Annotated in this window: 9 protein-coding genes and 2 pseudogenes; 5 read left to right on the top strand and 6 right to left on the bottom strand. The window is 47.1% G+C overall.

Features of this window, described 5'->3' with window-relative positions; genetic code table 11:
- The 5 genes and pseudogenes from QUA43_RS29935 to QUA43_RS29915 form a co-directional block, all read left to right on the top strand.
- Nucleotides 1–155, top strand: a pseudogene (locus QUA43_RS29935) (reverse transcriptase domain-containing protein); the annotation flags it as partial.
- 608 nt (nt 156–763) lie between these two features.
- Nucleotides 764–2,419: a group II intron reverse transcriptase/maturase gene (gene ltrA / locus QUA43_RS29930; RefSeq protein ID WP_333379321.1), complete on the top strand. Its 1,656-nt coding sequence runs from the start codon at nt 764–766 to the stop codon at nt 2,417–2,419.
- A 107-nt stretch (nt 2,420–2,526) separates the two neighbouring features.
- Entirely contained in the window at nt 2,527–3,399 is an 873-nt protein-coding gene (locus tag QUA43_RS29925) for a group II intron maturase-specific domain-containing protein (protein WP_333379323.1), read from the top strand.
- A gap of 347 nt (nt 3,400–3,746) precedes the next feature.
- Nucleotides 3,747–4,772 (top strand): transposase, encoded by a 1,026-nt coding sequence (locus QUA43_RS29920; protein WP_333379320.1) that lies wholly within the window; start codon nt 3,747–3,749, stop codon nt 4,770–4,772.
- A gap of 102 nt (nt 4,773–4,874) precedes the next feature.
- Entirely contained in the window at nt 4,875–5,273 is a 399-nt protein-coding gene (locus QUA43_RS29915; RefSeq protein ID WP_333379318.1) for a hypothetical protein, read from the top strand.
- A 98-nt stretch (nt 5,274–5,371) separates the two neighbouring features.
- On the opposite strand, the gene QUA43_RS29910 is transcribed toward QUA43_RS29915, so the two are convergent.
- From QUA43_RS29910 to dnaN, 6 genes and pseudogenes are all read right to left on the bottom strand, one after another.
- Nucleotides 5,372–5,998 (bottom strand): hypothetical protein, encoded by a 627-nt coding sequence (locus tag QUA43_RS29910; protein ID WP_333379316.1) that lies wholly within the window; start codon nt 5,996–5,998, stop codon nt 5,372–5,374.
- Between the two features lie 489 nt (nt 5,999–6,487).
- Nucleotides 6,488–7,786: a ParB N-terminal domain-containing protein gene (locus QUA43_RS29905; protein ID WP_333379315.1), complete on the bottom strand. Its 1,299-nt coding sequence runs from the start codon at nt 7,784–7,786 to the stop codon at nt 6,488–6,490.
- Between the two features lie 561 nt (nt 7,787–8,347).
- A pseudogene (locus QUA43_RS29900) lies at nt 8,348–8,440 on the bottom strand (RNA-guided endonuclease InsQ/TnpB family protein); the annotation flags it as partial.
- 219 nt (nt 8,441–8,659) lie between these two features.
- The gene (holA, locus tag QUA43_RS29895; protein ID WP_333379313.1) at nt 8,660–9,646 is read right to left on the bottom strand and encodes a DNA polymerase III subunit delta; all 987 of its coding nucleotides are present in this window, start codon (nt 9,644–9,646) and stop codon (nt 8,660–8,662) included.
- Complete coding sequence (gene dnaX, locus QUA43_RS29890; protein ID WP_333379311.1) at nt 9,643–11,184, bottom strand: DNA polymerase III subunit gamma/tau; 1,542 nt, start codon at nt 11,182–11,184, stop codon at nt 9,643–9,645. Before dnaX ends, holA begins: the two co-directional genes overlap by 4 nt.
- On the bottom strand, nt 11,184–12,620 hold the full coding sequence (dnaN, locus tag QUA43_RS29885; protein ID WP_333379309.1) for a DNA polymerase III subunit beta: 1,437 nt from the start codon (nt 12,618–12,620) through the stop codon (nt 11,184–11,186). The genes dnaX and dnaN overlap by 1 nt, the downstream gene beginning before the upstream one ends.
- Nucleotides 12,621–12,813: the final 193 nt, after the last annotated feature.

The following is a 12,813-nucleotide window of genomic DNA, read 5'->3' as shown; positions in this document are numbered from 1 at the left end:
GTACACCACAGGGAGGGGTGATTTCACCTTTACTTGCGAACATTGCTTTACACGGTATGGAAGAAAGAGTCAAACAGCACGCGGAAACACTAAAAGGAAACAAACGGGATAACCGGAACGCCCTTAGCCTAATCCGTTATGCTGACGACTTCGTGAGCGCGACACGATGTCGCATGTTGTGAGTGAGGAGGTGACTTCTCTAGGTTAGTGTCCAAACCTATCCTCAATCTCCAAGGGCATCACTGGTAACGGTGGGGTCTTTTGCAAGGAGGTAACGTCTAAGGAGCGTCCAAGCCATTTGGACAAACCGGGCAAGAGGAAGACTGAATGGGTGAACGCAAGTGAATCTCTGATGAGGCTGCGTGACGTCTGGTCATCGAAATATGGCTGATACGGTGATGAAGGGACAATGAACCTCGGTCTTACCAACCGAGGCACGGAATTCGGTCTTATGAATCGAATTCGAGGACACCCCGTCCCCGCAGTAAAGGAGACACCCTCTTCAGTTGCATCTCTAACATGTGGAACGTGATAACCCCAATGGGGTCTGGATTTCCAGTAGGTCAACCGCAAGGACGACTGAATTCCCCAGTGGGACAGGGATGACCCCTTAAGCGAACGCCAGTAAGCCGAAAGGCAAAGGAAATCCATAACCTGCTGGATAGGGAAATACCCAACCTGAAAGGGTGCTGACGTGGGTCAGGTGAATTACCCAAAGACTTCTGTAATGATTTCTCACTCAGGGGCAAGTTAGATGCAAAGCATGGCTTTAGCAAACGGAACCAAAGGGCAAACCGATTGGAACGCCATTAACTGGCGCAAAATCAATCGGACTGTCAGGAATTTGAGACAGAGAATCTTTCGGGCGACCACAGAACGGAACTATAAAAAGGTACGTTCGCTTCAAAAGCTTATGCTACGAAGCTATGCCAACATTCTGATGAGTGTTCGCAGAGTGACGCAGCAGAACGCAGGTAGAAATACGCCAGGAATTGACAAAGTAGTGGTGAAAACTCCTACAACTAGAGGCAAATTGGTCGATGAATTATCGGCTTTCACCCTTTGGAGAGTAAAACCTGCGCGTCGGGTGTACATACCGAAAGCAAATGGAAAACAACGCCCACTGGGAATCCCTGTTGTCAAAGACAGATGTCTTCAAGCAATGGTCAAGAACGCTCTTGAACCAGAATGGGAGGCAAAATTCGAGGGAACCAGCTACGGATTCCGCCCTGGTAGAAGTTGTCACGATGCCATTGAGAAGATCTTCGGCTTAGCTCGACCAAATAAACGGAAGAAATGGGTCGTAGATGCTGACATCAAAGGCGCATTTGACAATATCAGCCATGAATTCTTGCTCAAGGCAATTGGTGAAGTCCCTGGTCGGGAACTGATTAAACAATGGCTCAAGGCAGGATACATGGAACAAGGAGTTTTTCATGAAACGGATAGTGGAACTCCCCAGGGCGGCGTGGTGTCCCCCTTGTTGGCTAACATTGCCTTGCATGGAATGGAGGAAGCCATTGGTGTCAAATACGACTCCAGAGGTCAGTCTATTGGAAAGCGAGCAATCGTTCGTTATGCGGACGATTTTGCAGCATTCTGTGAGTCTAAAGAAGATGCCGAAGAAGTGATTGAAATCCTAAAAAATTGGTTGCAACAAAGAGGGTTAGAGCTATCGGCCCAGAAAACCAAAATTGTTCATCTGAGTGAGGGATTTGACTTTCTAGGCTTCAACATCAGACACTACAGAGCCGAAAAAACCTCTAAAACAGGTTGGAAGCTGCTGATTAAGCCAAGCAAGGAATCGGTAAGCAAAATACGGAATAAGTTGCGAAAGGAATGGCTCTCCTTGCGAGGGTCGAATGTTCTAGCAATTATTAAACGCTTAAACCCGATTATTCGAGGATGGGCGAACTATTTCCGTTCAGGAGTGTCTTGTGAAATTTTTCATAGTCTTGACCGTTGGATGTTTCATCGGGCAGTTCGCTATGTCAAGCACACCCACCCTAAAAAACCCCGTTACTGGAGACAAAGCCGGTATTGGGGCAGGCTGAATTTAGAGCGTAGGGACCGATGGGTATTTGGTGACAAAACCACAGGTATGCATTTGCTCAAATTTAGCTGGTTCAGGATAGAAAGACATATTCTGGTGAAGGGCAGATCATCTCCTGATGATCCAAATCTTAAAAGCTACTGGCAAGACAGGGAGAAGGCTAAATCTAAATCTCTTACTCCCAGTAAACAAAAGATTGCTCAGAACCAAGGATGCATTTGTCCTAAATGCGGAGAATCTCTATTCAACGGGGAAGAACTGCATGTTCATCACATTGAACCAAAACAACAGGGTGGGAGTAATAGCTACAAAAATCTCCGATTCTTACACTTCTACTGTCATCAACAGATTCATGCTGCAAAATGACTGAAGCATGTGGAAGCTAGTAATTTGCTTAAGCCGGATGTGCTGAAAGGTACAAGTCCGGTTTTGAGGGGAGGGGGTTACAGCGATGTAATCCCTTTACCCGACTTATCCACAAAGACATTGAAGTAATACTAGCCTGTCAGAAGATAATTGCAGAATGGTTAAGTGATTTTGGCTTAGAATTAAAACCAAGCAAAACAAAATTAACCCACACCCTCAATGAATATAATGGAAATGTTGGGTTTGAGTTTTTAGGATTCCATGTACAACAACATAAGGTAGGTAACTACCGAAGTGCAAAAAGTACAAACGGAACTTCACTCGGTTTTAAAACATTAATCACTCCGTCAAAACCCAAAGTCAAAGCTCATGTTGCAAAAATTGAAGAAGTGATAGACACTCATAACCACTCCCCCCAATATGCCTTAATCAAAAGGCTGAATCCAATAATTAGGGGATGGTCAAACTATTACTCAACAGTAGTAAGTAAGGGAACCTTTACAAGGATTGATAATCTTACTTACGACAAGTTAAGAGCATGGGCGAGAAGACGGGGAAAAGGCAGCATCAACAAAGACAAATACTGGCGAACAGTAGGCGACAGAAATTGGTGTTTCAGCACAGAAGAAGGTTTAGAGCTAATCCAACACCAAGCAACTCCTATTATAAGGCACGTCAAGGTAAAAGGCAGCTCAACACCTTACGACGGTGACTGGATTTATTGGAGCAAAAGACGCGGAGAATACCCTGAAACACCAACAAGAGTGGCAACACTGCTTAAGACACAAAAGGGTAAATGTACCCACTGTGGTCTGTACTTTACACCTACAGACGTTGTAGAAGTTGACCATATCCAACCCCGCTCATTAGGCGGTAAGGATGAGTACAAAAATCTCCAACTTCTGCACAAGCATTGTCACGACACAAAAACGGAAAATGACGGTTCCCTACAAAAGAACCATGATGATAACCCGTTTTGAGTTGTATCCTTAATAAAGGATGGAGATATCAAGGAGCGGAATGAAGCGAAAGTTTCACGTTCCGTTCTGAAGGAGAGGTAGGGGTAGAAATGCCCCTATCGACTCTAACGTATAAATGTCAGGAACTGAGCTTATTAAAACCTCGTGGTCGCCAACGCACTGATTCCACAAACATATTAGCAGCTATCCGAGACTTGGGGCGTTTAGAATGTATTACTGAAACCCTACGCTACGCTCTTAATGCTGTAGCTAAAGTTGCCCCAAGCTGGTTAACCAATTTAGCCTCCCCTGCATGGTACGAGCGTTACAGCAAGCGCGTTGAGGAATCTCATCTGCCGAGAAAGCCGATGGAACGGGAAGAATTTGCCGCTCAAGTGGGGGCTGATGGCTTCAAGTTAATGGAAGCTATATATAGTAGCAAGGCACCGCCCCGATTGAGGCAGTTATCCGAGGTACAGACCTTGCGCCAACTATGGCTACAACAGTTTTATGCACCGGAGTCCACAGTCCGTCTACGTTCACAAGAAGACCGTCCTCCTTGTGTGCAGCAGATTCGCTCACCTTATGACATGGAAGCCCGTTACGGGACTAAGAGAACTACGCACTGGACGGGATACAAGGTTCATCTGAGTGAGAGCTGTGATGAAAATTCACCTCGGTTGATCACCCATGTAGAAACAACTAATGCTCCTGTAGGAGACCAACTCGCCACACCCATCATCCACCAAGCTCTACAAAACAAAGAACTCTTACCTCAACAACATCTGGTTGATGCGGGTTATACCAGCGTATCTCTGATGGTTAGTGCCCAGCAGGAGTATGAGGTTGAACTGTTTGGACCAGTGCCTAATAATCATCATTGGCAGGCTCTTGCTGAGCAAGGCTTCGATACTAACAACTTTAATATTGATTGGGACAAGAAAGTGGTGTACTGTCCAATCGGCAAAACCAGCCAACGTTGGAAGCCCAGCCATGACGCCAATGGAAATTCTACAATTTATATCGCTTTTGCCCAAAAAGATTGTCTGGTATGTCCTGTCCGAGACCAATGCACCCGTTCCTTAAAAACTGGTCGTTCGCTAACACGGAGGACACAATCAGATTGGCAGGTTCTACAGCAAGCCCGCGCCTATCATCCGTCTGATGAGTTCAAAGCGATTTATGCCCACCGGGTCGGAATTGAGGGTACTATATCCCTGGCAGTGCGGGCATTTGAACTACGCCGTTGTCGGTACATTGGTCTTAAAAAGACCACATTGCAGCATATCATCACCGCCGCTGCGATCAATGTAGTACGTTTGACTGCCTGGCTGCGAGGAGAGCCTTTGGCTCAAACCCGTAAATCATCGTTCGCCCAACTAGCACCCGATTAATTAAAGCTGTTTACAGGTATGTCAAACCAGTTAACAAGTATAAATCGGCATCAGGGCTGTTGAACAAAGCTGTTTACAGGTTTATTAGTCGTAAACAAGTTTATGATAAACTTGTTTACGACTTTTTCGACTCTGATGCCCAAACCCAAAGGCGGGAGAGGTAAGAAAGCTCCCTACGACACCAAGCTGGCACGTATCCCAGTTCCCCTTGCTGAACAAATCAATCAGTTGGTGGAACGCTATCAAGAATATATAGCTGAAGGTGGTGAGCCACTTTCTCCTCCGATTTGGCTTTTTGAGAAACCTGTTAACAAGATTAATCCCCGCTCCGATAAACCTGTTAACAACTTAAACTCACCACCCAAACCATTTCCGAATGCTGAGGAGCTACTCAATAAACTAAGAGGGCATAACCAGAAAAGCAAAGCTACTTATCTAGATGTAAAAATATTGCTCGCTTTTCTGACATCTTCTACGGAGTCACCACAGGCAGAAGATTAGATCTCCTTAACTTATTTATGACCAAACAGATGCCTCTTGGCGATCGCCAAGAATATTAAGAAATATTTCGCCAACAGTATCGTATCTCGCCTTTACCCCTAAATCTCTACCTCTGGAATTCCCTCGATGTCGAAATGAGTGAGGGGCGCGATCGCAGGCAGTGATGTTCTTCGAGCCGCAACAGGCGATCTCGCCTGTCCTGCCAGCGCGGACGCGAGCCAATCTCTTGTCTGTGTGTGTTGCCGGCTGTCCCAACTGAGGAGGCGCCTCGTCCCCGGATGGGTGGGGTGCAGTGCTAACACGGTCAGCTTGATATTTTCTGGTGGCAGTGAGAGAGATTCGGCTGCTGTCCACAATTTTACTCGGTCAGACCAATTTAATGCAGGATGGCGGATTGCCCATTCAATTAAATGGACGGATTGACGTTCAAGAAAAGCTGCATTGGCGTTGATTTGCACGCATACATCTTTATTAAGCCTAGCGCTAAACTGAGTATCGACTAAGAATGTAGGAGGTTCCCATTCAAATACCTCTGGAAATAGCAAACTAACTTCCATAATCCACTTATCCACTTTGGGATTTGCAAGTAGCAGGGGTTCAGTGGGGAGTTTCAAGAAAGTTTGTTTCATTATTAGTTGAAATTGTTCTTGTTTCAATTCAATGGGAACTGTTAGTTGTGTCGGATTGGCTAGAAAACTTAGATCGGTGAGGTTGATTAATTGCATAGGTGAGTAAGACAGTTACAGCTTACCCAGAGGGCGCGACGCTAGTCGCCTGGATGCTATTTATTGATAATGAACATTTTGGTTATCAAATATTTATAAATAAGAGTTGAGCGACCTCAAGAAAAATACTCACGGGTGATCGCCACTTGAGAGGGTTTCGAGTACACGGAACTTCAGTTTAAGGGTGATGTCTCAATGCCTGCGACTACGCCATTGCTGCCCAGGAACATTGTTAATAACCCTCTCAAGTAGTCATCATGCTTGTCGATGTTAAGGAGCCTCAACGATTGACCTATCAAGGTTTCAGAGGCGTTTCACCCGCGTCAGACCCGGAAGCGAAAAAACGAGCCAAACTGTTAGAGGTTGCACTGCTCGGCTATGGTAGCGACGAGTTAAACTGCGACGCAGCAGCACTCAATGCTGTGCGATCGCACATTCAAACTCATTGGCAAACAGATCATCGGTTAGTTTCAGTAAAAAGGAACCTTACTACAAAGCCTGCTCGATCGCCCGCCGCGCCAATTCCACCTGTTCCACAGCATCCAGATAAGCTAGCGCTGCTGCATCCCAAACCACTTTTCTCTGCATCCTGTTCAAGACGATTTTCCCAAACTCGTACACCGTGCCGAAGCTTTGCAGCCTGAGAATTCGCTCAGCTATTGAGCAAAAACTCGGCGTTGGGTTCAATATCGCCACCACATCCGAGTGAAGGAGCGACACCACCTCTGAACCCATATCGACTTTCAAAGTCGCTCCAACTTCCACAATCCGGCCCCAAAATCCATTCCACTTCCTTTCCGCTATTTTTTCAGTAGGAATAAAAGGGATTTTGACAATAACCCATGCCCCCGCGCTGTCTGGACCAAAGCGCGTTTTGACTCCCTCACCCGTAATTGGTTCGCAAGGAGTGCAAGTTTTACATTCTCCACCGCAATCGCCTTCTTGAATCGGCTCGCTACTACTGCTGCCCTCGGTTTCCTTCGAGGCGGAAGATTTTCTCAAAGCAGCCTTAATCAGAGCTTTAGCTTGTTTCGGGGTTTTCGCTGCTCCCGACGAGATCGCAGCCAACGCCACTACTCGCTTGTCCTCCTGCATCTTCGCAAGTTGATACCCTACATCTATGCTGTGGTCATTAATAATGTCCAACCACTTTGCAGCCAATTCGGGGCTGTCTCTCTTGAGATCGTCGGCAGCTTTGACGGCAATGCGCCCTTTCCTGTAGTTCCTGCCGCATCCCAAGCCGACTATAGCCGCCACAATATTTTCCGTCAGTTCCATTTCCCTTGGAGTCAGGCCCAAATCGAGCGGGTTCAATGGAAAATTTTCCATCAGCGGTTGCTGGTTGTCCGACGGCGGCTCTGCTGAGTCAGCAGCTTGCTGGCAAGCTTTCTTGGCAGCATATCTGTTCCTCAGCTCTCTAGCTATAGGCTCCACAACAATTCCTTCCCGAATTCTCTGTACTGGACTTTGGTGGCGGTGGCGGTTTTCTGCCACCAAGACGAAGAGCTCGTCATCTTCAGTCGGGAAGTGGCAGACAATAACTGGGACAGACTTCCAGCCCAGCGCTGCCAGCGCCCTCCACCGCCGATGGCCGCTGACGATCGTGCCATCTGTTTTGACGGTCAGCGGTTGGACGTAGCCTTTGAGTTGGATCAACTCTACCAGGTCAGCAATACTTTCGGTGCTTCCGTAAATTTCCTCATTGCGAGGGTGAGGCTTGAGTTGGTCAAGACCAATATGCTGAATCGCGTCGCTGACTGAGAGCGACACAGTTTCATTTTTATTCATTTGGATAGCCCTGGTTGTTTATTTGGGGATTGGGGCTTTGTACCTTTGCCTGCTAAACCCAATAAGGTTTCCTAACAGAAAGCTGGGGTTATTCTCTGTCGGGGCGGCGCGGGCTGTATCGGCAGGTCGCCTTCACTGTCAAAAGGTTCGCTGCTTTTACCTTCTTAGAATAGCATATTTCTTCAACTAGCAATGCGCTACATTATGGTATAAGAAAAGACTATTATGTTTAAAGTTATTTTTAATAATTATTGATTATTATGATAGCGTTTCTGATAAAAAGTGTACAAATAATTAAAATAAATTCTACTCGATTAAATAACCGCCATGAAAGTAACAAAGCTGTTTATTAAACCTCAACACGTAGTGCCTCTCAAAGAATGCAATTCGCTTACCCTCCGGCGCGGTTGGGGGAGCGATTTGGAGTAACTTTAGTTTAATTAAGAAGTTTTATAAAATTTTTGACTAAAAAAGATAAAATTTCCCCCGTTTTATTTCAAAATTAGTTAAACGAGGGAATTGACATCCTCTTTTAACCATGTTTCTGAAAGCCAAATTTTAAACCACAATCGTTGGGTTTTCGCGTACCAGTTGAGTTGTGAGCTTGTGCAGAAAATCTTTTCTAGAGTCAGCAATAGATGCTTGAATTACAGCATTTACTTCAGCAGTTCTTACATTATACCGTATTCAACCTGAAAACTATGCTAAATACGTTGAAGTTGCAAATTTCGGGGCATCGAACCCCGAAATTTGCCCCCATTCCTTCCACCGCTTCTCTTCGAGTAAGCGGGGGTCTTTTGGGGGTTTAGATGAGCACTCGCGATTGCCCCTACATCGCCCCTACATCGCCCCTAGATCGCTTCTACTTCGCCCCTACATCGCTTTTACTTCGCGCTTCCTTACTTTCTTAGGAGAAAACAGTTGGGCGATCGCCAGAATTGCAGGCAACATGGAATCCCCTTTACGCCCAAGCTTCAGCGAACCCTCTAAGTCAAGCAGCAGAGACACCGCAGACGAAAGGGATGTTAGAGAAGCAGCAGCTACTTCTTTTTTCAGAAAGTACACTCGCTTAGGGTTAGCAATTTGACAAATCCGGGCAATTTCAGCGTCTTGTTTAACTCCTCCAACTATCGCCGCTTTCACCCACAACCAAGTTCTAAATTGAGCAATCAGCGTCGCACAAATCGCCAGCGGGAAAGTTTCTATTGCCAAAAGTTCAAGTAGCAAACAAACTGCTCTCTTAGAGTTATTTTCCCTCAGCGCTTCGGCAAGCTGGAGGCTATTTTGAGTGGTTGAAGGAACCAGCGATCGCACAGAGTTTAAAGTGAGGTTCGCGCCACTGCTGTAAGTCGCCAACTTGTGCAGTTCTGATTCAGCGCGAGCCGGATTGTTGCCGATCGCAACCGCCAAGTAATCAATAGCATTTGAGTTCAGCGACAGCCCTATTGCCAAAGCTTGAGTTCGGATCGATCGGGCAATGAGATCCGTTCGCCAGGGGGGGATAAGGTCGAACTCGAACAGCTTAGCTTGAGAAAGCAAGAATTTTGCCACCTTCAGGCGTTTGTCAATGGAAGGCGCTACAAAAACCAGGTGCGTCTTTTGCGGTATCTGCGGGAGCAACTGGAGAACCTCCAGCGCCTCTTCAGTAAACTGTTTGAAATTACACCCTTCTACCACCACTAACTTTGCTTTTTCCGTTCCCAAGGCGGGAGTTAAGGCGCAGTCAACTGCCTCATTCAATGCCGAAGCATCAAAGCGGTGATAATTGAAGCCAATCCAAGCGGGGTCGAGGTTCTTTTTAAAGGCAGAAAGCTTTTTGTGAATCGCGTGGAGGTCATCCCCTATCAGCAAGCTAATCATGGGTTTTTCTCCTCGAACGACACTTGATAGCGAACGCCCGTTGCAGCCAGAAATATCTTCTGCACCTTAGCCGCGTTTCGGTTGAACTTGTCCAGGTATTGGGCGGGCACGGCCAGCACCGCTTTCTTTTCCGTCAGTGCTACCAGGGAAGCAGCACAGAGTAAAGCGCGGTTCTTCTCAGAAGTCGCTGAGAGCACTTTTTCCCAAATGGCGAGCTCTTTGGAACGGGGCGATCGCAACTTGGAGGAGGTGGGCAGCTTCTGGGTGCGGTCGGGCTGCCTGGGGTTAGCAAGAGCGCCAAGAGCGACGTGGGGTTTTAATTGTGGCACCTTTGCCAATCCCAGCAAGCAGAGTTCCAGCCACAGCGTTGGGTGAGCGCTCTTGCTGAGCTGCCATTCCGAAGCCCGCAACTGTTCGAGGCCAGCAGCGATCGCATTGCAGTCCCAAGCAGAGGCAATTTCCATCAGGGCTGAGTGCGAAATGCCGCTAACTAGCATCAGCGAACAGTCTGACACGCTCGTTGCAAGCAACAAGTCCCGGTAGCAGGCTAGCAGCGACGCCAGCAGCATTTTAGGGCTTTTCCCGCTGTCAATGAGTTCGCGGGACAGTTGCAGCAGCTTCAGCGCGTTGCCGATACGGGCCGATTTCAAAATTGCAACTAAATCCGACTCCGGTATCCGCCCCGACAGCTCCAATACGTGAGAACTAGTAATTTCCTCTCCTAATAAGCTCAACTGGTCGAGCAACTGCAAGGCGTCCCTCATCCCGCCATTCGCGGCGCGGGCGATCGCAATTTTAGCTTCTTCGGCAATTGCAATTGACTCTTTCTCAGCTACCATTGTTAGCTGTTTGACAATGGCTGGGATTGGCAGCGATCGAAACAGAAACGTTTGGCAGCGGCTGTTAATTGTTGGCAGCACTTTGTGTTGCTCTGTTGTACACAAGATGAACACTACATGATGCGGAGGTTCTTCCAAACATTTTAGAAGAGCGTTAAAAGCTTGGGAACTTAGGCAGTGAACTTCATCTAAAATAAACACTCGGTAGCGGCTGATAACTGGTGCGAAGTGCGATCGCTCGATCAGGGCGCGAGCGTCATCCACGCCGTTGTGGGAAGCCGCGTCAATTTCAGCAACGTCTAAGCTGCTGCCTTTTTCAATCGAGCGGCAGGATTGGCACTTGCCGCACGGCTTTACTGTGGGTTTGTCTGCACTGGTGCAGTTGAGAGATTTAGCTAAAATGCGGGCCGTTGAAGTTTTGCCCGTTCCCCGTTCGCCGGCGAACAAGTAAGCCGGAGCAATTTTATTAGTTTTGACCGCATTGGAAAGTGTCCTTTGGATGTACTCCTGTCCGGCCAGTTCAGACAAGCTACGAGGGCGGTATTTTTGAGGCAATGCTGCGTACATGATTGAATGGTTAGGTGTAATTGTTTGCTGAGAATTAGAGTCATATTTGCGGAGTTTGCACTCAGAAGAAGAGAGAAGTAAAAAACTCAATATTTTTACTTCTGCCAAGCGAGCCTTTTTTGCAAAAGACATCAGTCTTTGAAAATCGGCATTAACAAGTATTTGGCATCCATTAGGATGTTGGGCTTGGAGCGGTTGCCAGCAGGAACTAAAATGGCGGGGCCGTCGCGCTGAGTGAGGTGCATTTGGAGTTGGGAACTAGCGATCGCTTTTGCACCTTCCAACAGGTATTTTATGTTGAATGAAATTGACAAATTGCTGTCTGAGTTAACGTGCGCTGCCATCTGTTCCAAACCGTTTCCAAATTCTCTGAAAAGCGACAGTGACACTTGCTGTGCTTCGCTATTAATGCGGATGCTGAGCGTTTTTTCTTTCTTGTCTGCCAGCACAGCAATTCTCTCTATAGCTTTGATGAAAGGTGCTTTTTCCAGCGTTACCTGATGTTGGAAATCCTGCTGCAATAAATCGGGATAAGCTGGGTATGTGCCTTCTAAACAGCGCGTTACTAAGCGCTGCGCTCCCCACCGGAATTCTACCAGAGCGTCGAGAGTGCTGTAAGAAAGCTCTACTGGGTCAGCGGATGTCCTGCTCGATAAAATTCGCTCCAGTTCGGCAAGCGATTTAGCTGGGACTGTAAGCTCTAGAGGCTGTGCAATTTCCGCTTGTTTCTTCTTAGAAAAACCTTGAATTGAAGTATTGAGGACAACCAAACGGTGGCCGTCTGTGGCAGCAAATTCGAGGCTATCTTGGCAGATTTTGAAGTAAACACCTGTCAGGATGTGCTTGCCTTCATCGGTAGCGGTGGCAAATAGTGACCCTTTCAGCCCTTCTTTCAACGTTTCAGCGGGGATGCAAATTGTTTGCGCTGTTTTTACTTCAGGAATAGCAGGGAATTCTTCACTCGAAATCCCTCGAACTTGATAGCGACCGCAAGCAGCAATTAGGGTAGCAACTGGACTGTTGCTAACAGCCTCTGGCAAGGTGATGTTATTCCCGCTATCTTCGCTATCTTCACCTTCGCGATTCAAGGCTTCGCGACTGACTAAAGTGATATCTCCGGGCGAGAATTTCCCGACAATATCACTGAGAAGTCCGACTGGAATAGTCATGTCGCCGGGAGATTGAACGTTGGCCTCAAAGGAGGTTTGAATAGCCAATCTCATGTCGAAGACGGTAAGTTGGACTCGCTGCGTTTTTTTGCAAGCAACTAAGAGGACATTTCCTAACACGGGGTGGGTGGGTTTTGCTGGGACAGCTTTGCTGACAAGTTCGAGATGGTTGGCTAAATTTTCTTGCGTGCAGACGAGCTTAATTTCTGCTGGCAAAAGCTGGGGAGAATCGCCTGCGCTATTGGAGGAATTGCGATCGGATTTTTCTTCAATTTTTGGTTCATCTTCGACCAAAGGTTCGGTTTGTTCTAAGGGAACACTTGCCTTGGGTTTAATTTTGGAAAATTCGCTCTCTTTTTTTCGGCTTTTAGCTGTCGCGGCGCGGGATTTGGTTTGCATCTTTGTGCGTTAAAATAGCTGCTAAGCGGGGGCAGCGTTAGCTGCCCAGAGAATAGTTCGCATTAGCAGCTTGTTAATTGACTACCGGGTTAGATATAGCAATCAATCCTAAATCATTTGTGAATTTCTTACTCCCTCCCCAAGGCATCGGGGAGGGCTGGGGTGGGGTAAAAAATTTACGACTCCTGCAAGG

Origin of the sequence: Microcoleus sp. N9_B4, from assembly GCF_036701635.1 — a bacterium.
GTDB lineage: Bacteria > Cyanobacteriota > Cyanobacteriia > Cyanobacteriales > Microcoleaceae > Microcoleus.
The sequence above is the reverse complement of the archived record's forward strand: the minus strand, read 5'-3'. Positions and strand labels throughout refer to the sequence as shown.